This window comes from Gellertiella sp. DMC107, from assembly GCF_056313605.1.
This window is the reverse complement of record NZ_JBQUZZ010000004.1, coordinates 58,749-82,715: the sequence shown is the minus strand read 5'-3', so window position 1 is coordinate 82,715 and position 23,967 is coordinate 58,749. Positions and strand designations below refer to the sequence as shown.

Annotated in this window: 25 protein-coding genes and 1 pseudogene; 12 read left to right on the top strand and 14 right to left on the bottom strand. The window is 60.9% G+C overall.

Features of this window, described 5'->3' with window-relative positions:
* Window positions 1–3 precede the first annotated feature (3 nt).
* A complete protein-coding gene (locus ACT54B_RS14220) occupies window positions 4–288 on the bottom strand; it encodes a BolA family protein (protein ID WP_476045735.1) in 285 nt (94 codons plus the stop codon).
* A gap of 224 nt (window positions 289–512) precedes the next feature.
* Between ACT54B_RS14220 and ACT54B_RS14215 the strand changes: the two genes are divergently transcribed.
* The 4 genes from ACT54B_RS14215 to ACT54B_RS14200 all read left to right on the top strand — a co-directional run bounded on the left by ACT54B_RS14215 (window position 513) and on the right by ACT54B_RS14200 (window position 5,213).
* Window positions 513–1,127: a J domain-containing protein gene (locus ACT54B_RS14215; RefSeq protein WP_476045733.1), complete on the top strand. Its 615-nt coding sequence runs from the start codon at window positions 513–515 to the stop codon at window positions 1,125–1,127.
* A gap of 79 nt (window positions 1,128–1,206) precedes the next feature.
* The gene (gene cobS, locus ACT54B_RS14210) at window positions 1,207–2,196 is read left to right on the top strand and encodes a cobaltochelatase subunit CobS (RefSeq protein WP_476045731.1); all 990 of its coding nucleotides are present in this window, start codon (window positions 1,207–1,209) and stop codon (window positions 2,194–2,196) included.
* Window positions 2,197–2,313: 117 nt separating this feature from the next.
* A complete protein-coding gene (cobT, locus tag ACT54B_RS14205; RefSeq protein WP_476045729.1) occupies window positions 2,314–4,209 on the top strand; it encodes a cobaltochelatase subunit CobT in 1,896 nt (631 codons plus the stop codon).
* A gap of 71 nt (window positions 4,210–4,280) precedes the next feature.
* Window positions 4,281–5,213, top strand: a complete 933-nt coding sequence (locus ACT54B_RS14200; RefSeq protein WP_476045727.1) for an esterase-like activity of phytase family protein — start codon at window positions 4,281–4,283, stop codon at window positions 5,211–5,213.
* A gap of 56 nt (window positions 5,214–5,269) precedes the next feature.
* On the opposite strand, the gene ACT54B_RS14195 is transcribed toward ACT54B_RS14200, so the two are convergent.
* Both ACT54B_RS14195 and rpmB read right to left on the bottom strand, forming a co-directional pair.
* Window positions 5,270–5,905 carry a VUT family protein gene (locus ACT54B_RS14195; protein ID WP_476045726.1) on the bottom strand — a complete coding sequence of 212 codons (636 nt, stop codon included), beginning with the start codon at window positions 5,903–5,905 and terminating at the stop codon, window positions 5,270–5,272.
* A gap of 111 nt (window positions 5,906–6,016) precedes the next feature.
* Window positions 6,017–6,307, bottom strand: coding sequence for a 50S ribosomal protein L28 (gene rpmB, locus ACT54B_RS14190; RefSeq protein ID WP_476046218.1), 291 nt, complete (start codon window positions 6,305–6,307; stop codon window positions 6,017–6,019).
* 253 nt (window positions 6,308–6,560) lie between these two features.
* On the opposite strand from rpmB, the gene ACT54B_RS14185 reads away from it, so the two are divergent.
* Window positions 6,561–7,334 (top strand): DUF3108 domain-containing protein, encoded by a 774-nt coding sequence (locus ACT54B_RS14185; RefSeq protein ID WP_476045724.1) that lies wholly within the window; start codon window positions 6,561–6,563, stop codon window positions 7,332–7,334.
* 17 nt (window positions 7,335–7,351) lie between these two features.
* Window positions 7,352–7,990, top strand: a complete 639-nt coding sequence (locus ACT54B_RS14180; protein ID WP_476045722.1) for a lysoplasmalogenase family protein — start codon at window positions 7,352–7,354, stop codon at window positions 7,988–7,990.
* Between the two features lie 11 nt (window positions 7,991–8,001).
* Here the strand turns inward: ACT54B_RS14180 and ACT54B_RS14175 are convergent, their stop codons facing one another.
* Both ACT54B_RS14175 and gloB read right to left on the bottom strand, forming a co-directional pair.
* Window positions 8,002–8,442, bottom strand: coding sequence for a cupin domain-containing protein (locus tag ACT54B_RS14175; RefSeq protein ID WP_476045721.1), 441 nt, complete (start codon window positions 8,440–8,442; stop codon window positions 8,002–8,004).
* A gap of 11 nt (window positions 8,443–8,453) precedes the next feature.
* Window positions 8,454–9,224 carry a hydroxyacylglutathione hydrolase gene (gloB, locus tag ACT54B_RS14170; RefSeq protein ID WP_476045719.1) on the bottom strand — a complete coding sequence of 257 codons (771 nt, stop codon included), beginning with the start codon at window positions 9,222–9,224 and terminating at the stop codon, window positions 8,454–8,456.
* A gap of 54 nt (window positions 9,225–9,278) precedes the next feature.
* Here gloB and ACT54B_RS14165 point away from each other — a divergent pair.
* Together ACT54B_RS14165 and ACT54B_RS14160 are read left to right on the top strand one after the other, a co-directional pair.
* A pseudogene (locus ACT54B_RS14165) lies at window positions 9,279–10,075 on the top strand (class I SAM-dependent methyltransferase).
* Between the two features lie 84 nt (window positions 10,076–10,159).
* Window positions 10,160–11,086, top strand: a complete 927-nt coding sequence (locus ACT54B_RS14160; RefSeq protein WP_476045717.1) for a prephenate/arogenate dehydrogenase family protein — start codon at window positions 10,160–10,162, stop codon at window positions 11,084–11,086.
* A 9-nt stretch (window positions 11,087–11,095) separates the two neighbouring features.
* Here ACT54B_RS14160 and ACT54B_RS14155 read toward each other — a convergent pair whose 3' ends face one another.
* On the bottom strand, window positions 11,096–12,118 hold the full coding sequence (locus ACT54B_RS14155; RefSeq protein ID WP_476045716.1) for a DUF2125 domain-containing protein: 1,023 nt from the start codon (window positions 12,116–12,118) through the stop codon (window positions 11,096–11,098).
* Window positions 12,119–12,371: 253 nt separating this feature from the next.
* Between ACT54B_RS14155 and ACT54B_RS14150 the strand changes: the two genes are divergently transcribed.
* A complete protein-coding gene (locus ACT54B_RS14150; protein ID WP_476045715.1) occupies window positions 12,372–12,917 on the top strand; it encodes a gamma-glutamylcyclotransferase in 546 nt (181 codons plus the stop codon).
* Here the strand turns inward: ACT54B_RS14150 and ACT54B_RS14145 are convergent.
* From ACT54B_RS14145 to ftsE, 4 genes are all read right to left on the bottom strand, one after another.
* Window positions 12,893–13,678, bottom strand: a complete 786-nt coding sequence (locus ACT54B_RS14145) for a lysophospholipid acyltransferase family protein (RefSeq protein WP_476045714.1) — start codon at window positions 13,676–13,678, stop codon at window positions 12,893–12,895. The two genes, ACT54B_RS14150 and ACT54B_RS14145, sit on opposite strands and share 25 nt — an antisense overlap.
* Window positions 13,679–13,768: 90 nt before the next feature.
* Window positions 13,769–14,503 carry a YdcF family protein gene (locus ACT54B_RS14140; protein ID WP_476045713.1) on the bottom strand — a complete coding sequence of 245 codons (735 nt, stop codon included), beginning with the start codon at window positions 14,501–14,503 and terminating at the stop codon, window positions 13,769–13,771.
* Window positions 14,504–14,609: 106 nt separating this feature from the next.
* Entirely contained in the window at window positions 14,610–15,557 is a 948-nt protein-coding gene (locus ACT54B_RS14135; protein WP_476045711.1) for a cell division protein FtsX, read from the bottom strand.
* 55 nt (window positions 15,558–15,612) lie between these two features.
* Entirely contained in the window at window positions 15,613–16,272 is a 660-nt protein-coding gene (ftsE, locus tag ACT54B_RS14130) for a cell division ATP-binding protein FtsE (RefSeq protein WP_476045710.1), read from the bottom strand.
* A gap of 227 nt (window positions 16,273–16,499) precedes the next feature.
* Between ftsE and ACT54B_RS14125 the strand changes: the two genes are divergently transcribed.
* The 3 genes from ACT54B_RS14125 to ACT54B_RS14115 all read left to right on the top strand — a co-directional run bounded on the left by ACT54B_RS14125 (window position 16,500) and on the right by ACT54B_RS14115 (window position 18,292).
* The gene (locus ACT54B_RS14125) at window positions 16,500–17,192 is read left to right on the top strand and encodes a hypothetical protein (protein ID WP_476045708.1); all 693 of its coding nucleotides are present in this window, start codon (window positions 16,500–16,502) and stop codon (window positions 17,190–17,192) included.
* Window positions 17,193–17,251: 59 nt separating this feature from the next.
* Complete coding sequence (hpt, locus tag ACT54B_RS14120) at window positions 17,252–17,794, top strand: hypoxanthine phosphoribosyltransferase (protein ID WP_476045706.1); 543 nt, start codon at window positions 17,252–17,254, stop codon at window positions 17,792–17,794.
* Between the two features lie 138 nt (window positions 17,795–17,932).
* The gene (locus tag ACT54B_RS14115; protein WP_476045704.1) at window positions 17,933–18,292 is read left to right on the top strand and encodes a response regulator; all 360 of its coding nucleotides are present in this window, start codon (window positions 17,933–17,935) and stop codon (window positions 18,290–18,292) included.
* Between the two features lie 18 nt (window positions 18,293–18,310).
* On the opposite strand, the gene ACT54B_RS14110 is transcribed toward ACT54B_RS14115, so the two are convergent.
* From ACT54B_RS14110 to argH, 4 genes are all read right to left on the bottom strand, one after another.
* Window positions 18,311–20,812, bottom strand: coding sequence for a TIGR02302 family protein (locus ACT54B_RS14110; RefSeq protein WP_476045703.1), 2,502 nt, complete (start codon window positions 20,810–20,812; stop codon window positions 18,311–18,313).
* 127 nt (window positions 20,813–20,939) lie between these two features.
* Window positions 20,940–22,208, bottom strand: coding sequence for a diaminopimelate decarboxylase (gene lysA / locus ACT54B_RS14105; protein WP_476045702.1), 1,269 nt, complete (start codon window positions 22,206–22,208; stop codon window positions 20,940–20,942).
* Window positions 22,209–22,235: 27 nt separating this feature from the next.
* Window positions 22,236–22,430, bottom strand: coding sequence for an LPS translocon maturation chaperone LptM (gene lptM / locus ACT54B_RS14100; protein WP_476045701.1), 195 nt, complete (start codon window positions 22,428–22,430; stop codon window positions 22,236–22,238).
* 119 nt (window positions 22,431–22,549) lie between these two features.
* Entirely contained in the window at window positions 22,550–23,953 is a 1,404-nt protein-coding gene (gene argH / locus ACT54B_RS14095) for an argininosuccinate lyase (RefSeq protein ID WP_476045700.1), read from the bottom strand.
* Window positions 23,954–23,967: the final 14 nt, after the last annotated feature.

Below are 23,967 nucleotides of genomic sequence, written 5' to 3'. Positions count from 1 at the left end.
TGATCACCAGCGGACCGGTTCGCCGGGCGCTGACGGCTCGATGGCCAGCGCATGCAGTCCCTTGTCCAGCTCCGGCTTCAGCAATGCGGAAATGGTCCGATGCCGTTGAAGACGGGACATGCCGGCAAAGGCTGCCGAGATGATCCGGATTCGCAGGTGGCTTTCGCCCTGCCCATCAAAGCCGGGCTGGTGGCCGGCATGGAGATGGCTCTCGTTGATGACCTCCAGCCTTTCAGGCGACAGCGCCTGAAGAAGCCGGGTCCGGATGTCCTCCGTCATTGTACTCATGCGGTTACTCCACGGTGACCCTGGCCGGGCCTGAAGGGGACTGCTTCGCAGCCAAATAGTTTCACAAAGCCCGCAACATTCCTGTTTGTCAATTCTTGTTGTCCGGGTTTCCTGGCCCCATAATAAGGCTGTTCCCCGCGTCGCGCATTCGCGTCGCTCAGCACCCGATTTCCAGAGGGCGCATATTCCTGACCGGTTACCGATTGGGCGGTGCGCTAGACCGCATGAAACTCGACTCCAAGTATTTCGACCGTATCCGCACCCGGCGGAAGCGGGCAGAAGCCGCCGAGCCATCCGCGCCCATGTGCCAGTGGGACGGGTGCACGGAGAAGGGTGCCCACAGGGCGCCGGTCGGCCGCAACGCGGAAGGGTCCTTTTTCCTGTTCTGCTTCGAGCATGTGAAGGAATACAACAAGGGCTACAACTATTTCTCCGGCCTCTCCGACAGCGAAATCGCGCGATACCAGAAGGAAGCCATTACGGGTCACCGGCCTACCTGGACGGTGGGCGTCAACAGCGCGGCCCGGAGCTCTCCCCTCCATTCCGATATCCATTCGGCGCAGATGAACGGGCGTGTGAAGGATCCGTTCGGTTTCGTCCGTCAGACCCGTGCAGGCGAGGAAGCGCCGCGCCAGAGAAAGCTCAAGACTTTGGAGGCGAAAGCCTTCGATACATTGGGGCTGGCTGCCAATGCCACCGCCGCGGACATCAAGTCGCGCTACAAGGAGCTTGTAAAAAAGCATCACCCTGACGCAAATGGCGGAGACAGGGGCTCGGAAGAACGCTTTCGCGCCGTTATACAGGCGTATCAATTGTTAAAGCGGGAAGGTTTCTGCTAGACGCTTTCTGAAACACCTGCAAAAAAGTGACAAGAAGAGGCAAGACGGCGGGCAGTCTTCTGCTCGCCCTGGAGAGACGATGAGCAAAGTTGACCTTGAATATTCCAACCTGCCCGATACGACCGTTTCGGTCCGTGACGTCTTCGGGATCGATACCGATATTCGCGTGCCGGCCTATTCCGTTGGCGGCCCCTATGTGCCAGATCTTGATCCGGATTACCTTTTCGACCGCGAAACCACCCTCGCCATTCTTGCAGGCTTCGCCCATAACCGTCGCGTAATGGTGTCCGGTTTCCACGGTACAGGCAAATCCACCCATATCGAGCAGGTGGCGGCCCGCCTCAACTGGCCCTGCGTCCGCGTCAACCTCGACAGCCATGTCAGCCGTATCGACCTCGTCGGCAAGGATGCGATCGTCGTCAAGGATGGTCTTCAGGTCACCGAGTTCAAGGATGGCATCCTGCCCTGGGCCTATCAGCACAATGTGGCCCTGGTCTTCGACGAATATGACGCGGGCCGTCCGGACGTGATGTTCGTCATCCAGCGTGTCTTGGAAAGCTCGGGTCGCCTGACGCTCCTCGATCAGAGCCGGGTTATCCGTCCTCACCCCGCGTTCCGCCTTTTCGCAACGGCCAATACGGTCGGTCTCGGCGATACGACCGGCCTTTATCATGGCACGCAGCAGATCAACCAGGCCCAGATGGACCGCTGGTCGCTGGTGACCACACTGAACTACCTGCCGCATGAGAAGGAAGTCGACATCGTCTGTGCCAAGGTCAAGGGCTTTGCAGCCAGCGCCGGCCGCGATACCGTTTCCAAGATGGTCCGGGTTGCCGATCTTACCCGTGCGGCTTTCATGAACGGTGACCTTTCGACCGTCATGAGCCCGCGTACCGTCATCAGCTGGGCGGAGAATGCGGAAATCTTCGGCGATACGGCTTTCGCCTTCCGCGTTACCTTCCTCAACAAGTGCGACGAGCTGGAGCGGGCGCTGGTGGCCGAACAGTACCAGCGCGCCTTCGGCGTGGAGCTCAAGGAAAGCGCAGCGAATATTGTGCTGGGCGCCTGATCGTCCGGCTCGCGCATGCGGGCTGGAGGCGGGTTTATAGCGTTTGGGACAAACGGGATGAAGCCCCCGCAGGATATGTGAGGGGCCGGGATCCCGAAAGGCTTCAGGGCGGGACATATGGCAGGCCGTGGCGACAATATGAGAGCGAAACCGGGAGCCGCCGTGGATATGGAACCGGTGCGCCGGGCCATATCCGGGTGCGTGCGATCGGTTGCGGGGCGGACACCGGTGGAGGTCAGCTTCGCCAATGACCGTCCGGGCATGACCGGCAACGCCATCCGCCTTCCCGAACTCTCGCGACGTCCAACCGCTGCCGAGATCGCGGTCACCCGCGGGCTCGGCGACAGCATGGCCTTGCGGATCGCCTGTCATGACCAGAAGGTCCACAACAGCTTCGCTCCTCAGGGGGCGGAGGCCCGGGCGGTCTATGACGCCGTGGAACAGGCCCGCGTGGAGTCGATCGGGGCGTTGCGCATGGCCGGCATGGCGGAAAACCTGGCCGCCATGAATGCGGAGAAATATGCCAAGGCCAATTTCTCCGGAATCCAGCGTCAGCAGGATGCTCCCATCCAGGAAGCGCTTGCCATGCTCGTGCGCGAAAAGCTGACCGGGAGCAAGGCGCCTGAAAGCGCCGGGAAGGTTCTGGATCTCTGGCGCCCCTATATCGAGCAGAAGGCGGGCGGTCAGCTCGACAATCTTGCCGATGCACTGAACGACCAGCAGGCTTTCGCGCGAGTTGTCCGCAGCATCCTCTCCTCCATGAACATGGCGGACGACCTCTCTGACGAGCAGGACGAGGCGGAGGAAAACCAGCCGGAATCCGAGGAAGACCAGCCGCGCAGCCAGGAAGAGAACCAGGAAAACGCGGAAGATGAAGCCGGTAGCGAGCAGGCGCCGGCAGAAGAAAGCCAGTCCGCCGAGGAGCAGCTGGACGAAGGCGAAATGGACGGCGCGGAAATCTCCGAAGAGGAGCTTTCCGACGACGATCAGGACGATTCCGAAACGCCGGGCGAGACAAGACGACCTGCAAGCCCGTTCGATGATTTCAACGAGAAGGTCGACTACAAGATCTTCACCGAAGACTTCGACGAGGAAATCACCGCCGAGGAACTGTGCGACGAGGCGGAACTCGAGCGCCTCCGGGCTTTTCTGGACAAGCAGCTCTCCCATCTCCAGGGCGCTGTCGGCCGTCTGGCCAATCGCCTGCAGCGCCGCCTGATGGCGAAGCAGAACCGGTCGTGGGATTTCGATCTGGAAGAAGGTTATCTCGATACCGCGCGCCTGCCGCGCATGGTCATCGATCCCATGCAGCCGCTGTCCTTCAAGATGGAGCGGGATACGCAGTTTCGCGACACAGTCGTCACGCTGCTGATCGACAATTCCGGCTCCATGCGCGGTCGTCCGATCACCGTTGCGGCAACCTGCGCCGATATTCTCGCCCGCACGCTCGAACGCTGCGGAGTGAAGGTGGAGCTGCTTGGCTTCACCACCAAGGCATGGAAGGGTGGTCAGGCCCGCGAAAAGTGGCTCGCCTCTGCCAAGCCACCGGCACCGGGTCGACTGAACGATCTGCGCCACATCATTTACAAATCTGCCGATGCGCCGTGGCGTCGTGCCCGCCGCAATCTCGGGCTGATGATGCGCGAAGGCCTGCTGAAGGAAAACATCGACGGCGAAGCCCTGATGTGGGCACATAATCGCCTGATGCAACGGCGCGAGCAGAGACGCATCCTGATGATGATCTCGGATGGTGCGCCAGTCGATGACTCTACGCTGTCGGTCAATCCGGGGAACTATCTCGAACGGCATCTGCGCGCGGTGATCGAACAGATCGAAACCCGCTCGCCGGTCGAATTGCTCGCCATCGGCATCGGACATGATGTGACGCGCTATTATCGGCGAGCCGTCACCATCGTCGATGCGGACGAGCTGGCCGGCGCCATGACGGAACAGCTTGCCTCCCTGTTCGATGAGAAAACCGGCCGCGGCCAGAAGCAAGGGCGCTCTCGTTGAGCTCTCGGCGAGGATGGGGTCTGGCAGGGCCTGCCCTGCTCGCCCTGACCATGCTGCTCCCGGCCGGGCGAATGGCGTTAGCCGAGCCGGCCGAGGTGCGGGCGCGGCAAATCACCGAGTTTCGCCTGGGCAGCCAGGAAACCCGCTTCGGGAAGCTGACTTTTCTCGGCGGTCTGGTGCTGGATTCCAGCAATCCGCTTTTCGGCAGCCTGTCCTCCATCCGTCTCCGGCCCGATGGAAGGACCTTCATTTCCGTGCTCGATACCGGTCATTGGCTGACCGGGACGATCGAGAGGGACAGTCAGGGGCGCCTTGCCGGACTGTCAGCGGTCGAGATCATATCGATGAAAGATGATCAGGGCCGCATCGATGAGCAGAAATACAATATGGACAGTGAAGGCGTGGCGCTCCGGGGCGACCAGGTTCTGGTTTCCTTCGAGCGGCGCCATCGGGTCGATATCTATCCTGCTGCCGGCTTTTCCGACAGTTCTCCCGTGGGGCGACTTCCGATCCTCATCCCGTCCGAAGACCTGCGTGGCAATGGGAGCCTGGAAACCGTGACGGTGGCGCCTCCCGGAACACCGCTCGCAGGGGCAGCGGTGATCGTTGCCGAACGGAGTGTGGATCCGGAGGGAAATCTCTATGCGGCCGTCCTGGACGGTCCCTTCAAGGGGCGGTTCACCGTCGAGCCCTCCGACGGATTTGCCGTGTCCGATGGTGCCTTCCTGCCTTCAGGAGATCTGCTGCTGCTGGAGCGACGCTTCAACATAGCCACCGGTGCGGGATTTCGGATTCTCCGCTTCAAAGGGAAAGATATCCGGCCAGGAGCGCTCCTGCGGGGTGATGTCATCATCGATGCCGACATGCATGAGCAGATCGACAATATGGAAGGGCTGGATGCGGTCACAGCCGCGGACGGGACGATCCATCTCCTGCTGGTATCGGATGACAATCATTCCCTGTTCCAGCGCAGCCTGATGCTGGAATTCCAGTTGTCCGAATGAAAAAAGGCCCGCGTTCGACGCGGGCCGTTCGTTTCTCCAACGATCGCGATTGATTGTCAGCGGAGATCCGCCGCCGGCATTGGCCGGATAACGTTCATCAGCGCGCCGTAGGGCAGCAACATGACGAGTCCGACGGTGATCTTCGCCGCGAAGTCCCCCAGCGCCCAGGAGATCCAACGGGGTGCTTCGGCTGCAAAAATTCCGAGAACCGGTGCCTGTTCGATGGCAAAGCTGTCATTTGGCCCGATAAAGGAGAAGATGGCCGCGAAGGCGAAGGAGAAGAACATCGTCGTATCCAGTGCGGAACCGGCCAGCGAGCCCGCCAGCGGCGCATGCCACCAGCTCTGGCGGCGCAGACGGTTGAATACGGTGATGTCCAGAAGCTGCCCGATCAGGAAGGCCGAACCGGAGGCGACCGCGATGCGGTAGGGGGCGGTGAACAGCGACAGGAGGACACCTGCGACGAAGCCGACGAAGACCACCCGGCGCGCAACGGCCGGGCCAAACTGGCGGTTCGTGAGATCGGTCACCAGGAAGGCGACGGGATAGGTGAACGCACCCCAGGTGAGAATATCACCCAGCGCAATCCCGGCGAATGTACCGCTCAGCGGATACTGCACGAGAAAATTGGAGGAGACGACGACAATCGTCATCATCAGGGCATAGAAGATTACAAAGCGGTTCGCTTGCATTTTTTTATCCTGGGTGATGCCACCAGTTGGAGAAACGGGCCGGACAAGCAAAAGGCCTGACCGTAAAACGGGTCAAGCCTTCTGAAATCCGTATGGAAACGCTTTAGCCTGTTATGCGGCTTCAGCGGTCTTCTTCACGATCTGGCGACGCAGCAGGCGGGCGCGCATCGACAGTTCGGATTCGTCAGCCTTCAGCAGGAAGGCATCGAGGCCGCCGCGGTGTTCCACCGAGCGGAGAGCCGAGGCCGATACGCGAAGACGGAAACGCTGGCCGAGAGCATCGGAGATCAGCGTGACGTTGCAGAGGTTCGGCAGGAACCGGCGCTTGGTCTTGTTGTTGGCATGGCTGACGTTGTTGCCAAACTGAACACCCTTGCCAGTCAATTCGCAGCTGCGGGACATGGTACACCTATTGTTCTTGGCCATGGATCGGAACCCGGCAAAACCGGCGCGCAATCCAACAGGCAGGATTGGAAAGTTGCGGTTCCTATAGTCATGCCATCCGCAGCCGTCAAGCCAAACCTGTCGCCACCGGGAAGAAACCTTGAAAAAGCCGATGTTTTGTTGTCTGGACGGTTCGGGTTATAAGGGTAGGCGTCATATCGCAAGCGGGTTGACGACGGCAAAGACCACAATCTGGTCATGGTGGGTTCGAATGAAAAAAGCACATGCCTTCGCCCTGGGGGCGATTCTCTCCGGTCTTTTCGGAACCGGACTCGCCCAGGCGGCAACCGTGACGCAGGAAACGGAATATCGGATCGCCATCGGCGGGCTTCCTGTCGCCCGCGCCGTTTTCAACACCCATATCGACGAGAAGAAATATTCGATCTCAGGCCATGTAAACACGTCCGGCCTGGCCGACCTGATTGCCGATATCGATGCCAGGACATCGGTTACCGGCGTTTTCAGCGGGGGCGCTCTCAAGGCCAGAAAATATGACCTGACCTATTCCAGCGGCAAGAAGACCCGCATCTACAAGGTTAACTTCAATTCGGGACGCGTCGTCAGCAACTCGATCAGCCCCGAGCCCGTGCGGCCCGATGGATGGGTACCCGTGACCGCGCGTCATCTCCGTTCTGTGCTCGATCCGATTTCCGGCCTGATCTTTCCGGAGGGCCGCAAGGCTTGCCCGCGTTCTCTTCCGATCTTCGACGGCGAAACCCGCATGGATCTGGTGCTGGGCAAAAAAGGCGTAAAGCCCTTCAAGGCGGACGGTTATGAAGGGGAAGCCCTTGTCTGCAGCGTCCGTTTCGTTCCAAAGGGCGGATACCGCGAAGGCCGCAAGGACATAGAATATCTTCGCAATTCATCGCAGATGGAAATCTGGTTTGCGAGCGCTGGCAAGGCAAAACTCCTGGCGCCGGTCTTCGTCCGCATTCCCACACGGATCGGCATGCTTACCATCTCCGCGCGGCGGATCAGCAATTGATGACAGGCGGCGCTGCGGTGACGACAGCTGTGCTTCTGGTCTTCTCCCTGCTGCTGGCCACCTTGTATGCGTCGATGGATCGCGGTCTCTTCTGGGCTCAGCGCCTCGTGCCCAAGGCAGGCAGCGTCCTGCTCGTTGCGCTGGCAGTCGCCCTGGAGCAGGGCTCTCCGGTTCTGGTTTTGGCGCTCGTGCTGTCAGCCATCGGTGATGGAGCGCTTGTTTTCCCGGGGCGCCCTGCCTTTCTGGCCGGACTTGTCGCGTTTCTCTTGGCCCACCTCGCCTTTGCGCTCTGCATGATTGTCGCACCCGGTTGGCACGCCCAGCCGGTCCTGCTCTGGCAATGGGCCCTCATCATCCTGCCTGCCGGCGGGGCCGTGGCACTGCTGGCTGTGGTTTGGGACGGGGCCCGTGGCATGCGCGTGCCTGCCACGGCTTATGCCGCCGTCATTCTTTTCATGGTCACCTGCGCCGTGCTTTCCGCACGGCTGCCCATGATGGCCGGAGCCCTGCTTTTCTTCGCATCAGATGCCGTGCTTGCGCTGGAAACGTTCCGTATCGGCAAGGACGCTCCCGTGAGACGCTTCACGAAGCCGTTTGTGTGGTGGACCTATTATGCGGCGCAGTTGCTTCTGGCCTATGCGCTTCTCGATGGGTGAGAAGAGCTTGGTCAGGGAAGCGTGCTGCTGTCTGTCCCCGGTGACCAGGCGGGCGGCGCCATCTCGAAGGCATCGAAGGTAAATCCCGGCGCTACGGTGCAGCCGACGAGCGTATAGGCGCCCAGCGTTTCGGCCGATTGCCACTTGTTGGCCGGGATGATGGCCTGGGGGCGCTCGCCTTTCAGGATATCCGGCCCAAGCACGGTCGTTTCCACGGCGCCTCCATCGACGGCCGAACGGAGGATAAGGGGCGCCCCTGCATAATAATGCCAGACCTCCGCCGCATCCCTGACCCGGTGCCAGTGCGACCTTTGGCCAGCTTCCAGCAGGTAATAAATGGCGGTGGAATGCCCGCGCTCTTCCCCCGTCTCGTCGCGGAAAGTCTGGCGATACCATCCGCCTTCCGGATGGGGCTCCAGATCGAGCAGGGCTATGATATCCTTGGATTGCATGGCAACAACTTTCAGAACTGGTCTTTCCTGCGACGGATTTCGGCGAACACCTCTTCGTTCGAGGCCGTCGGCATTCCCAGCAGGTCCCGAATTGCCGGGTCGCCCGCCCGCAGGAATGGATTGGTTTCCTTTTCCAGCCCGATCGTGGTCGGACAGGTAAAGCGGCCCTCGGCACGCAAGGCCTCGATTTCCCCCGCCCGATCCTTCAGCCGGCGGTTCGTCGGGTCGATGGTCAGGGCGAAACGGGCATTGGACAGGGTGTATTCATGACCGAAATAGACCACGGTCTCATCAGGCAGGGCTGCCAGCTTCTGAAGGGAGGCCCACATGTCCGCCGCCGGGCGCTCGAACAGCCGGCCGCAACCGAGTGCGAACAGCGTATCCGCTGCAAAAAGAAGCTTGGCGTCGGGCAGATGGTAGCAGACATGGCCAGCCGTATGCCCCGGGGTTTCGATCACGCGGACGGTATTGTTGCCGAACAGGAAGGAGCTCCCGTCCGCAACAGTCCGATCAATTCCGGGTACTTTCTTCGCCTCTGCTGCGGGACCGATGATGGCAAGGCCGTAGCGTTCTTTCAGCGCCAGATTGGCTTCGACATGATCGGGGTGATGATGGGTGGTAAAGATGTGACTGATCTTCCAGCCGCGCCGTTCGGCGGCCGCCACGATGGGCAATTCTTCCGGCGCATCGATGCTGGCTGTCAGAAGGGTCTCGGGGTCATGCAAGAGAACGCCGAAATTATCGCTTCGACAGGGGAAAAGCTCTATATGCAGGGCTTCCATAAAGTGCGGGGCTCCAACAGATAATCTTATCTTTCCAATGTAGGGATTGTGGCCTTGAAGTCCACCCGCTCGCTGCTAACATCCCCGCAATGCACGCGGATATTGTCGACCTTCGCCAGTTTTATCACTCGGAGCTTGGCCTTATGGCCGAGCAGTCGATTGCGCTTGCGCTGTCCCAACTCTGGCCGCAACTGCCGGAAGAGCGGCTTGTCGGCTTTGGCTTCGCCGTGCCGTTCCTGGACCGGTTGCGGCCCCGGACCGAACGCACTTTCGCATTCATGCCCGCCGGGCAAGGCGCGATAAACTGGCCTACAGGTGAACTTTCCTCAACTGCGTTGGTTTTCGAAGAAGAGCTTCCGCTGCCGGATTCATCCATCGACCGCATTCTCATGGTGCATGCGCTCGAATATGCGGAAAACCCACGGGAATCGCTCAAGGAAATGTGGCGTGTGCTTGCGCCCGGCGGTCGCTTGGTCATCGTGGTGCCCAACCGGCGCGGTGTCTGGGCACAGCTCGATCATACGCCCTTCGGCAGCGGAAGGCCCTATTCCCGCGGTCAGCTCACGCGGCTGTTGCGGGAAACGAATTTTACCCCCGGGGCCAGCGCCGACGCTCTTCATTTTCCACCGACCCGGCTTTCCTGGCTGCTGCGTCTCCGGCGCGGCTTCGAACGGTGCGGGCGGGTGCTGTGGCCCGCCTTCTCGGGCGTGATCATCGTTGAAGCGCAGAAGCGGCTCTATCAGGGGCTTCCGGTGGCCGTCCGGAGTTCGCGCCGGGTCTTCATGCCGGTATTGGCGCCGCAGGGCGTCACAAGTGCCCGCCAAACCGCCGGTCCCGCTTCCAAGCCTTGATCCATCCCCTCGACAAAGCCCGGAAAGGGCATTATGCCCGACCCGCTTTCCTTTACTACAAGGCCTGTCATGGCGGGGGTTTTCATGGGCAGTCTGGCATTTGAACGCGTTGCCCTGATCGGCATCGGTCTCATCGGCTCATCGATCGCGCGTGAAATCCGCGAGCAGGGTCTTGCCGGTCATGTGACGATCTCGACGCGCAGCGCCGATACTCTGCGACGCGCTGAGGAGCTTGGGCTCGGGGATGCCTACTGCCTTTCGGCTGCCGATGCGGTCAAGGGTGCCGATCTGGTGATCGTTTCGGTTCCCGTTGGCGCGTCCGGCGCGGTTGCGCGGGAAATCGCCCCGCACCTGAAGCCCGGCGCCCTGGTTACGGATGTGGGGTCGACCAAGGCATCGGTTATCCAGCAGATGCAACCCTACATGCCTTCCCATGTTCATTTCATCCCGGGTCACCCCATCGCCGGTACGGAAAAATCCGGACCGGATGCCGGTTTCGTCGGTCTCTTCAAAGGACGCTGGTGCATCCTGACGCCGCTGGAAGGCACCGACCCGCAGGCGCTCCTTCTGCTCCGCGCCTTCTGGGAAGCCATGGGCTCCATGGTCGACGAGATGGATCCCCAGCATCACGACAAGGTGCTCGCCATCGTCTCGCACCTTCCCCACATCATCGCCTACAATATCGTGGGAACGGCCGACGACCTTGAAACCGTGACGGAGTCGGAAGTCATCAAGTATTCCGCGTCTGGTTTCAGAGACTTTACGCGACTGGCCGCCTCCGACCCGACCATGTGGCGGGACGTCTGCCTGCACAACAGGGATGCGATCCTTGAGATGCTGGCCCGCTTCTCCGAAGACCTCGCCTATCTTCAGCGGGCGATTCGATGGGGGGAGGGAGACAAGCTCTTCGATCTCTTTACCCGCACGCGCGCCATTCGCCGCTCCATCGTTCAGGCCGGTCAGGACGTGGATGCCCCCGACTTCGGTCGCCACGCACTCGATCCCAAATAGGGCGCTTCTTCAGACCGGTGGCAGTGCAATCCCCAGCGGAATGAAGCCGAGCATCACCTGGCCCTTGTCGAGAACGAGGTTGACGCGCACCGTCCCCTTGTCATCGGCCATCGCCTTCATGGCGCCCATGGCCGTGTGGATGTTATCCGCTGCATCGGGGACGGCTCCGGTCAATATGGTCTCGAAGTCTGAGAACTTCTCCGCCTCAAGCGACAGCCTGCCCGAAATCAGTCCCTGATCGTCAACCTCCAGCGGACCTGAAAGCGTGATGACCCGCCCGTCGCCGAAATCGACGACCATGCGCCGGATCTCCCCGCTGGCGGGATGGAGAATCTCCCGGTCCCGAATGCGGCCATCGAGAATGCCGGCCTTTCTTGCCAGAGTGACATCACCGCTCAGGCTGAAGGGGGGCAGCGTCGCTCCGGTCTGTGCGGGCAGCGCGAGTGTAACTGCTTCCGAAAGCAGGGCAGCGTCGAGATCCTCTCCGTTCTGACGGATGTGAAATTCGGCGTGACCCACTTTTGCGGCCAGTGCTTCTCCGCTTTCGGCCCCTGCAGGAAATGTCCAATCCAGCTTGTCGGCGACAAGCGAAGAACGCTCGATTCCGCCGATCTTCCATTGCAGGCTGGACTGAAGATTTGTCCAGTTGAGAGAGGTTTTCTCACCGGTCGGCAGTGTGGCCTCAAGCGGGCCATCCATTTCCCAGACCACGTGGAAGGGCTGGTATACCTGCGCGGCCGTGCGCAGCGCGACCGCATCGGCGCTGCCGCCCCGCTTCAGGTCGGCGATACCGGGCTTGGTACAAAAGATTTCAAAGCGGAAGGGAAATCCCCTGACGTCCAGTTGTCCGCATTCGACCTGCAGGCCGGCCGCCTGCTGTTTTTCCATCAAGCCGGAAAGGCGCGTCTTCATTTCCCCCGCACCGTAATACCAGGCCCCGGTATAAAGTGCGCAGACGGCCAGGATGCCGATGGCCAGGTTGCGAATCTTTCTCGATGCGCGGGACGTGGTCCCTGTCGTCCCTTCGGACATCTTCTCTTCCCCCGCCGATCTCATTTCTAGCGTTCGAACCGAAAATTTTGTGGCCGCGGCACCTAGGCTCCGACGCCTGCGACGCGATATGCATTAGACCATCAAGCCGAATTTCGACATAGCCCAAGCTTCGGTCTGAACGATTCGTGTCTTGCTGTCGCATTTCGGGTGGTCTGGGCTTCATCCGTGGCAAAAATACGGGTCATGGGTCGGTTTTCGATCTTCGGGAATATATGTGCAGGCGGATGCAGGAATGGATGAATTCTGGGTTTTCGGTTACGGTTCCCTGATGTGGAACCCGGGCTTTGCCTATCTTGAAAGTGTGCAAGGGCGTCTTCATGGATACCGGCGATCGCTCTGTGTCCGATCCTGGGTCCATCGCGGCACGAAGGACAGACCGGGGCTGGTTCTTGGACTGGATCGGGGAGGCTCCTGTCTCGGCATGGCCTTCCGGACCCATATCGAGGATGCCGAGGCGGTAACGGATTATCTGCGGAAAAGAGAATTGGTCACCCATGTCTATCTCGAGCGGACACTCCCGGTCCGGCTCGCCGATGGGAGACGCGTGAGAGCGCTGACCTACGTCATCGACCGGCAGCATATTCAGTATGCGGGTGGTCTCGATGCGGCCCACGCCGCCGAAGTGGTCGCCACCGCACGGGGGCAGTCAGGCCCGAACGATGCCTATTTGCTGAATACGCTCAGCCATCTTCGCGACATGGGCATCCGGGACCATTGGCTGGAAGAAGTCGGCGCGGCGGTGCAACGCCTGTCTCAGAGTTCCGCGCCCAGCTCCTGAAGGCGGTTTTCGGCCGTCGGGGGCAGCGGCACCTGCGGATTGTCACGGACCGTTTCGACCAGCAGACGGTCACTTTCTGCCTCCATCCGGTCGATCAGGGTCTGGTGAAAGACGTCCGGGTCGAGCCCCGGCTGGATCGGAGGGAGGATGGTGACCTTGAAATGACCGGGATATCTCTTGAACTTGCGGCGCGGCCAGAAAAGCCCCGGATGCATGACCACAGGTACGACCGGTACTTTCAGGTCACGGTAGATTCTGGCAATGCCATACTTGTAGTCTGGCGGCGCCCCCGGCGGGCGACGGGTGCCTTCCGGATAGATGATCAACTGGCGGCCGGCCGCCATTTCCTCGCTGGCCCGTTGCATGACTTCCAGCATGACCTTGCCCTTGGCGCCGCGATTGACCGGGATCATGCTCTGCTTCATCACATACCAGCCGAACAGCGGAATCCATGTGAGCTCCCGCTTGAGAATATAGACCGGGTCATCGAGCCAGGGCAGCAGGCCGAAGACATCCCAGAAGGACTGGTGTTTGGGGGCGAAGATATAGCCGCCGGCGGGAATGTTCTCCAGCCCCTCCACCTCGAAGGTGGTGCCGGCGATCTTTGCCATCAGCCAATTGTTGCTGCGTGCCCAGAATTTCGGAATTCCATAGGCCTTCTTGCGGGGCAACAGGAAATAGACGGGCGTGAAAACGATCATCTGGACGATGAGGTTGAGGTAAAAGACCGCATTGAACAGAACGGAACGGACAACGATCATCAAGGGTAGGGATCCCGCAAAACAGATACTCAGCGGTGCTACACGATATCGGCGTGCAGAAAAAGGCTTGAGAGGCGTATCGGAGGGAAATCAGTCGTCATTGCTCGGTTGCCGGGGCGCCTCGTGCGAGGCGGAAAATCCCATCCATCCGCGGACCCCGGTCGCGAGAATTTTCACATATTCGCTGAGCATCACGCGCAGCGTCGGCGGGTCGGCAAACCAGTTGCGGGTGCGCAGATTGGAGTTCACAACCGGATAGGGAATGAAATCCGTGACCGGATCCGCCCGTCGCAACTCGATCAGGCTTCTGGGCATATGGTAGTTGTTGGTGACCACGAGAACCTTCCGGTATCCATGGCTTCCAATCCACTGCACGGCTTCCGCAGCATTGCCAATCGTGTCCTTGGCCTCGTACCCGATATCCACGCAGCAGCGAAAAATACTGTTGGGGCTTCGCGTCATCCGGCGGATCTGTCCGGCCGTGGTCGATCGGTGCACGCCCGAGATCAGCAACCGTTTTCCCGCACCGCGCGCCAGAAGATCCAGGGCCTGGTTCAGCCTCTGGGAGCCGCCTGTGAGAACGACGATAGCATCTGCCTTTATGTCTGCCGGCGTGGACAAAGACGTGACCATATCGGCAAAATAGAGAAATCCGCCGAAGAACAGCCCGCCGGCAATCACGGTCACGACGCCCGTCCAGCGCAGGAAGCGCCTCAACAGGCTGCGATGCGGCCGATGGGGCGTGGACACGACAACGGCCTGCGGGCAGTGTCCCTGCCCGGCGCCATCAGCTGCCGCTATCTCGTCACGCTTCTGGTCAAACATCGCTCACGCCAACATCCGGTTTCCTGCTCGCGGCCGACGGAGATCCGGTTTCCTCCGGCCTGGTTTCATCCTATTTCGCCCTGTCGGCGCTTTCATGGCAGCTTTCCTAATCCGGCAGCATATCGGTCCGGGCTGGATCGGAGCGTATCAGGTCGATTTCGTGGATCGTTCGCATGACCGTGAGTCGTGCGGTCAGTGTTGTCAGCAAGGCGATAATGAGCATCGTGGCAAAAATGCCCAGATAGCCGGCGTAACCGACGGAAAAAGTGCCGAACAGGGCTGCAGCCTGGTCACTCTGCGGTGTTGCCAGGGAGCGGCTCTGCCAAAAACTCAGTGCAGCGAAGACCAGCGCCGCCAGCAGACTGCCTGCGGCAGACCCCTTGAGGCTGATTTTCAGAAAATGCTTCTGGAACTCCCGGCCCACGAAGGACGCCTCGGCACCCACGAAATGCAGGACTTCGACAATATGGCGGTTGCCGGCGAGCGCACCTCTCGTGGCGAAGATCACGGTCAGGATCATGGCACTGAAAACAAGCCCCATGATCGACAGCCCGATCAGAACCGTCGTGTGGGCCATCGAAACCAGGCGATCCACCCAGGTGCGGTGATCGTCGAGGCTCGCCTGCGGAATCTCGTCCTTCAGCATGGCTCGCATCGCCTCGAAATCGGGCGGGTTCTGCTCATCGATGGTGATGACGACCAGCCGCGGGACCGGCAATTCCTTGAGATCGAGATTGGGACCCAGCCAGGGCTCGAGCAAGCGCGCGGTGGCCGCATCGTCCATGATCTGGCCATCGCGGGTTCCCACAAAACTGAGCGCGATATCCCGGGCGCGGTTCAGCGCCTTGTCCATGTCGATTTTCTCGTCCGGCTTGATCTGGACGGTGATTTCCCGGGAGATCTGGCTTTGCCAGCTCGCGGCCGTCGCGCGCACCATGCTGACGCCGCCGAGGGTCAGGCAGGCAAGAAAGGCCATGATGGCGATCACCACGGCCAGCGCGTTGCTCTGGATGTTGGTGGGCGGGACGATCGGCCCCATGGGCCGGACGCGCATTTCCGGGCGTCGCTGTGGAGCGCTTTCCGGGGAGGGTTGCGGAGGTTTCGGGGCGTCATTCATAGAGATCGAGATGCCCCCCCGTCAAAATCATGCGTCTGGCGTCGACCTGATCCATGAGGGCGAGATCGTGCGTGGCAATGACCACGGCGGTCCCAAGCCGGTTCAGCTCCATGAACAGATTGAGAAGCCGTCGGGCCATAGGCGGGTCTACATTGCCAGTCGGTTCATCGGCCAGAAGAACCTCCGGCCGATCGATCAGCGCGCGGGCGATAGCGGCGCGCTGCTTCTCCCCGCCGGAGAGAACGGGCGGCAGGACATTGATGCGATCGCCGAGGCCAACCCACTTCAGCAGTTCGAGCACATCCGTCTTGTAGCTCATCTCGTCCTTGCCCCGGACGCGCAGTGGCAAGGCGACATTCTCGTAGGTGGTCAGATGATCCAGAAGGCGAAAATCCTGAAAGACGATACCGATCCGCCGGCGCAGCATGGGAAGTTCGGCGGGCGGGATGGCGTTCACGTCACGGCCGAAACTCCTGATCAGGCCGCGAGTCGGTTTCAGCGACATGAAGAGCAGGCGCAACAGGGTCGTCTTGCCTGCGCCGGACGGGCCAGTCAGAAACTGGAAGGAGCGTTTCGGTATGTCGAAAGTCAGGTCCCTGAGGATTTCCGGACCCATGCCATACCGCAAGCCGACATTTTCAAAGTGAATCAAGTGCGTGCCCTGCCGTTACGGGGTGCGGAAGCGGGGTTTAACGGATCAGTCATTAGTTAACAATTGTGGTTAATAAATCATGAAAATTGCGTCGGAAAGGCGCAGTCCCGGGAGCGTTTGCGATGCATTAACCATTAAAGTTTACGACTGGGCGGGATTCGTTTCAATGCCAGCCCGGGCCGTGCATCGAGGCGAAGAGCAGTCACCGAGATGACAAGGCCATAGCGATGAGCTCCTTCCGCCCCCGAACCCGCAGCAGCAAGGCCTATGATCTTCTGCCTCCCGAAAAGCCTCGTTCGGCGTTTCGGCCGGAGCATCTGACCCGTCCACCCGAGGTCGAGGATGCCGAGTTCATGGTCCTTGCGGAACCCAAGGGCGCTCGCCGGGTTCCAGGCCCTGCCTTCTCGATTGTGCCTCCTGGAAACGACAATGCTACAGCCCCGCGGGACCGGCGCGTCCGCAGCCCGCGCGAAACGCAGGTCGCGAGCGCGGGCTCGTCAAAGGTCTTCTCCGCGGGTGAGCGTTGGCTCGGGCGTCTCTCGGACAATATGTTCTCGGCCCTCGTTGCGCTGGTTTTTCTGCTCGTCTTCGCCTTTGCAGGGGGTTTCTCCGCGCTGGCCATGATGGGGCAGGGTCCGAACATCAGCCGGGTTGACATCACCCATGTCACCGCGCTGCCCAGGACCGTCAACGGCCTTCCCGTTCTCGTGATTTCCGGAATCATCGAAAATCATGGCGACGCCATGCTTTCGTCACCCAAGCTTCGGGCCGATGTCTATTCGGGCGGACAACTGGTTGCGACAACCCTGTTGCGAAGCCGGACGGGTGACATCCATGTCGGCGAAAGCCGCGGCTTCCAGCTCAAATTGCCGCAAGCCGGTGGAAAAGCGCCGGAAGTAAGGGTCCTGCTGGCGGAATAGGCTGTCTCCTGCAATCATGATTTGCTATCGCGGGATGTAGCCCTGCCAAGGAGAACCGCATGCCTGTCGTTCGTGGAAAGAATATCGAACCGCTCTTCACTCCCGAACAGATTGCCGAACGCAATCGAGACATGGCGGAGCGCATTGCTTCGGGGCCGGTAAAAGATCTGCTGGTCATTGCCGTGTTGAAGGGCTCTTTCATCTTTGCAGCCGATCTCATTCGCGCGCTCCATCACACCGGGCTTGCACCGGAAGTGGAATTCATCACGCTTTCGAGCTACGGCGCCGGCACCGAATCCCAGGGCGTCCGCATCGTCAAGGATATCGACAGTGACGTGAACGGACGCGATGTTCTGCTGATCGACGACATTCTCGAATCCGGCCGCACGCTTCTCTTCGCAAAGGAGTTGCTCTATTCGCGCGGCGCCCGCAACGTCACCATCGCAGTGCTTCTCGACAAGAGCGTGAAGCGGAAGGAAAAGCTCGAGGCAGATTATGTCGGCTTCGAATGCCCCGACTATTTCGTGGTCGGCTACGGGATGGATGTGGCCTATGCGTTCCGCGAGCTTCCCTTCGTGGGGGTCGTCACCGGCGACGCCTGATCTGCATCAATATGGGAAATTGCTTGAATTGGAAGAATACCGTTAACCATCCATTTGGTTAACCAAGGCCGTTTACGGCCCGAAAAGAAAAAAGGAGCCATGAAGGTCTGGTCAAAGACTAGCAGGGAGAATCTGCACATGGCCAGGATCCTCATCACCGAAGACGAAGAGTCCCTTCGCCGGTTCGTGGCTCGTGCGTTGCGCATGGATGGGCACGAAACCCACGAAGCCGCTGACGGCGCCGAAGGCCTGGAAATGCTTCAGGATGGCGGGTTCGACCTGCTGCTCTCCGATATCCGGATGCCGGTGATGGACGGAATCGAGCTTGCGCATCGGGCCGCGGACGCATTTCCCGGCATGAAGATCCTGCTGATGACCGGCTATGCCGAGCAGCGGGAGCGCGCCGATGACCTTCTGCAGAAAATCGTCGACGTGGTGCCCAAGCCTTTTGCGCTTCCGGACATTCGCCGCGCCGTGGCGCTGGCACTGGCCGCGTAAGGTCAGGCCTTCCGCGCCTCAATCCAGGTTCAGCAGTCGTTCCAGATATTGTCTGCCGGTGGGCGTCATCCCCCCGTCGCCCAGCTTGCGGCGAATGGCATCGAGAATATCCCGTGCCCGCTGCACATCGGTCGTATCGGGCAGTTTGTCGCCGCCATAATCGCCAAGCCCGTCATTGCCGTTCGAGCGACCAAGCGGATCTTTCATTCCGCCCGAGCCCGGACCGTTGCTGCTCATGCCGCTTCCCTGGCCCTTGCCTGCCATGGACTGCATCATTTCCTGGGCGCCTTTTCGCAGTGCTTCAAGCGCACGGCCCTGACTGTCGAGGGCCGGTTGCCCTTCGTTCCTGCCCAGCGCCTTGCCTGCGCCGTCCATTTCCTTGCCGGCGTCGCCAAGCCCCTTGTTCGGTTTCATACCGAGGCCCTTGAGACCTTCTCCGAGCTCCTGCAGCTGTTTTTGCAGATCCCGCTGGCGCTGCTGAAGTCCCTGCATGGCCTCTTTCTGCTTCTTGGTCATCGCGCCGGGGTCCGTTGCCTGGTCTCCGGAGAGCGGATCCAGCGGCTCATCCGCTCCCGGCATGCCCGGGTCGGTCTGCCATTGTTGTTGCTCCAGTTCCTGGTTGAGCTTGTAGGTGTCTTCCATCAGCTTCTGCTGGTCCCGCAGGATCTTGCCGAGCTTGTCCACCTGCTGCCGCGTGCGGTTTTCCGCCTCCGAGGGCTGGCGTTGCGTGCCGCCGGCCTGGAGGTTGTTCATCAGGCGTTGCATATCCGAAAGCAATTGCTGCGCCGCTTCCCGATTTCCGGAGCGGGCCATGTTTTCCAGCTGGTTCAACATCTTTTCGAGGTCTTGCTGGCGAATCACATTGCGGGCTTCCGCATTGGGTTGCTGGCCCGGCTTTTGCAGGTCCATCCGCTTGGCAAGCGCGTCCATGTACTCTTTCATGGCCTTGCGCAGATTGTCCATCAGCGCCTGGATCTCGCTATCGGGTGCATTGCGTTTCAGGGCATCGGCAAGCGCCTTCTGCGCATCCCGCACGGCCCGTTCTGCCATGGGCAGGTCGCCCCCGTCTATGCCCAGGGCAATGTCCCACAGATAGTCGGCCGCATCCTTTAGCGAGGCCTCGTCACGCGCAAGAGCCATGCGGGAACGGGCCGATTTCAGCAACAAGAAATGGCTGATCTTGGGCACGCTCTCTTCCGCCCGCAACAGGGCCGCATCGTTATACTCGATGGCACGGGGCAACTGGCGGATGTCCAGCGTGAAGACCTGCCGCTGCTCGGCGGTGGCGGCGGCCAGCGGTTCCGTGAAGCTGCGTGCAGGCAGGATCATGTCGATGGGGTCCGAACGGCCCGTCTGGCCTGCCGCATCCACAGCGACCAGTGATACCCGCACGCGCTTGCCGGCCAGCGGATGCTCGGTCAGATTCCGGCTTGTCACGCCCTTGACGTCGCCCGCCTTGCCGCCCGGCCGATCCAGGGGAAACTCTGGCAAGGGGTATAGCGGCTGCGCCTGCGGTGGCTGATCGAGCGGAACGATGTCTGCACGGGCGTTGTCGATGCCATAATCGTCATGCCCCTTGAAGCGGATTTCCAGAGCCCCAGTCACGGTTCGGCGCGGCTTGCCGTCGAAGGCGATGCGCGGTGGCTCGTCAGGGGTGAGGCGGATCATAAATTGTCTGTCGCCGACTGCCAGATCCCCCGCCGCATCCAGTTTGAGCTTATAAGCCTGTGCAGTCTCCGGTTTGACCTGGTCAGTCGTGCTCTTCGCCTTGAGCGGCGAGAGTGCAACGGGCTTTCCGCCGGTGGCAGACGTGAACGAAACGGTCGTTTGCGGGTCTTCGCCGCTGATGCGAACGGAGAGTTCAGAAAATTTCGGTACGGTAACAGCCTTTCCATTCGCGATCAGCGTCATGGCTGGTCTGTTCGTATAAGCAGGCGGCGTTACCCAGACATCCACACGGCTGGCCGCCACCAGCTCATCCGCCGCGCGATAGCGGAAGGCATCGCTTATCCGGCCCGATTGCCCGGAAACGGAATAGGCAGCGGCAATAGCGAAAACCAGGGCCGGAACCGCTCTCAGTCCGGAGGAATCGAAGCGGCTGATGTCCGGGCGGGGGGCGCCGCTCCGCAGCGCCTCTATCCGCGCTGCCATTTTCTCCCGGTGATGCTCGAAAAGAGCCCGGGCGAAGGGGGTATCCTCCACCAGCCTGTCCGACTGCATGGAAATGGCTTGATGAGGCAAGCCGTTGATCGCCTCCAGATGCCGGTCCACCTCCACCAGTCGTGGCATCCGCATCCGCAGCAGGGGCAGAAGGCTCGCAAGAAAGCCGAAGACGAGCAGGGCAGCGACACCCATGCGCGCCCAATCGGGAAGTGAGCGGAAAAGGCCGAACCAAGCAGCAGACAGGAAAAGCGAGAGGGCGCAGAGCGGAGCGACCAGAAGCGGCAGGAAACGCTCCGCGGCGAGAGCAATCCAGGCGAAAGCGCGCGCCGCAGCCAAGCGCTGCGAAAGCTGCCTCATCCCGTTACCGCCGTGTGATTCCGTCATCCTCTGGCCCTGACCGTATCTTCGGGCGCCAGTCGAAGCACCCGAACCTCCTCGGAAGATACCATTCTTTGTGGCAGAGGGGTGGAGACGAGGAAAGTTTTTATTCCAGCCAGTCCGGTACGGAATCCAGGCCGATGATCGCCTCGTAGGATGGACGCGGGCGGATTACATGGAACCGGTCCTCATGCACGAGCACTTCCGGGATCAGCCGGCGGGTGTTGTAGGTTCCGGATTGAACCGCGCCATAGGCCCCCGCCGAACCGACGGCCATCAGGTCGCCGGTCTTCGGCATGGCCATTTCCCGATCAAGGGCGAGGTAGTCGCCCGTCTCGCAGACCGGGCCGACGATATCGGCCTTGATGCGCGGGGCATTTGCCGCTGTCACGATCACGGGGCGTACCTCGTGATAGGCTTCATAGAGTGTCGGGCGGATCAGATCGTTCATGGCCGCATCGACGATCACGAACGTCTTCTCGCCGCCGTCCTTCACATAAATCACTTCCGTGACCAGAATTCCCGCATTGCCCACGATCAGGCGACCCGGCTCCGTGACAATCTTGCAGCCGAGGTCCTTCAGCTGGTTCTTGACGGTTGTCGCATAGGCATCGGGCAGCGGTGGCGGATTGTTGTCTTCGCGATAGGGAATGCCGAGACCCCCGCCGATATCCACATGTTCGATGTGGTGGCCATCGCCCCGCAGCACGTCGACCAGTTCCCGCAACAGCCTGAACGCATCATCGAAGGGGCGCAGCTCGGTGATCTGGCTGCCGATATGCATGTCAATGCCGGTGATCTGGATGCCGGGAAGCGTCGCGGCATGAGCATAGACCGCCCGGGCGCGTTCCCAGGAAATGCCGAACTTGTTTTCCTTCTTTCCCGTGGAGATCTTCGCATGGGTGCGGGCATCCACGTCGGGATTGATGCGGAAGGAAACGGGCGCCTTCTTGCCGAGGAGCATGGCGCGGCGATTGAGGACCTCGAGTTCCGGCTCCGATTCCACGTTAAAGCAATAGATGCCGGCAATCAGGGCCAGGTCCATCTCCGCAACGGTCTTTCCGACACCCGAGAACATGATCTTTTCTGCAGGGAAGCCCGCGGCAAGTGCACGGCGCAACTCGCCCTCCGAAACCACGTCGCAGCCCGCGCCCAGGCGCGCCAGCGTCTTCAGCACGGCCTGATTCGAGTTGGCTTTCATCGCATAGCAGGTCAGCGCATCCACATCGCCGAAGGCAGAGGTGAAGACCTTGTAGTGCCGTTCCAGAGTGGCGGTGGAGTAGCAATAAAAGGGCGTGCCGACCTGATCGGCAATGTCGGTGACCGGAACGTCTTCCGCATAGAGTACGCCGTCGCGATAATCGAAATGGTTCACGGAACTACAGGACCTGGCTTGCGGCTCTCAGAGGAGCGGATCGAGGATGAAAGGCTTGTTGGGCTGGGGCGGCACGACGGCGTCCTTCTTGCCATATTTGCTGTCGGCCTGCGCGGCAACGCTCGGCGGATCCAGGTCGCCCTTGCGACCGCAGGATGCGAGCGCCAGCGATGCGGCCAGAACCGTCACGAGCGGTATGAGCTTCAGCATTTTAACAGCCATCGGAGCCTCTTGCGGAAAAGAACTTGCAATCGCCAGAGCCAGGCGACCGGAACGGTTGCCGGTTCTACTGGAAAACGGGGCCGGGAGCAAAGTCTATCTGTCCGCCGGCTCCGCTTCGCTCAGAGCCGTGCACGCCAGCCGGCGATCTGGCGTCGGACCTCATCGGGCGCCGTGCCGCCGTAGCTTTTGCGAGAGGCGACGGAGGCCTCGACGGTCAGGACCGAGTATACGCCCTGGTCGATGACCGGATTGATGGCCTTCAGCTCCTCCAGCGTCAGCTCGGAAAGGGTGCATCCCCGCGCTTCCGCCGCAGCAACTGCGCGTCCGGTCACATGGTGTGCTTCACGGAACGGCAGCCCTGCCTCGCGGACCAGCCAGTCGGCCAGATCGGTCGCCGTCGAATAGCCGGAACCGGCCGCATCCTTCATCCGATCGGTACGGACAGTCAGGTCGCGAACCATTCCGGTCATGGCAGCGAGAGCGAGTTCAAGGCTTTCCGCAGCGTCGAAGACCTGTTCCTTGTCTTCCTGCATATCCTTGGAATAGGCGAGGGGCAGACCCTTCATCACCGTCAGCAGGGCGATCAGCGAGCCATTGATGCGACCGGTCTTCGCACGCACCAGCTCCGCCGCATCCGGATTTTTCTTTTGCGGCATGATGGAAGAGCCGGTCGAGAACGCATCGGACAGGCGCACGAAACCGAATTGCGGCGTGGTCCAGATCACGATTTCTTCGGCAAGACGGGACAGATGCATGGCGCTGATGGCTGCGACGGACAGGAATTCGAGGGCGAAATCCCGGTCGGACACGGTGTCGATGGAATTGCGCGTGGGCTCGCGGAAGCCCAGCGCTTCGGCGGTCATGTGGCGATCGATCGGATAGGGGGTGCCGGCGAGTGCGGCCGCTCCGATCGGGCTCTCGTCGAGATGCTCGATGGCGTGACGAACGCGGGCCCGGTCACGACCGAACATTTCGACATAGGCCATGCAGTGATGACCGAAGGTTACCGGCTGCGCGGTTTGCAGATGCGTGAAGCCCGGCATAACCGTATCCGCATGTTCTTCGGCGCGGTCGAGGAAGGCGGCGATGAGTTTGGTCATTGCCGCATCGGTGCGCTGCAACTCCGCCTTGACCCAGAGCCGGAAATCCAGGGCGACCTGGTCGTTGCGCGAGCGGGCCGTGTGGAGGCGTCCTGCAGCAGGCCCGATCAGGGTCGCCAGGCGCGCCTCTATGTTCATGTGAATGTCTTCAAGCTTCCGTGAGAAGGCAAAATTTCCGCTTTCGATCTCGCCGCGGATGGTGTTCAACCCAGAGACGATCGCGTCCCGGTCGCCATCCGAAATGATGCCTTGTTTTGCAAGCATCGTGGCATGCGCGATAGAGCCGCGGATATCTTCGGCGTAGAGCTTCTTGTCGAAGTCGATGGAGGCATTTATCTCCTCCATGATGGCATCGGGGCCGGACGCAAAGCGCCCGCCCCACATCTGATTGGAAGCCTGTGTATCGGAAGAGCCGTTTGCCATGCGCTTACCATCCT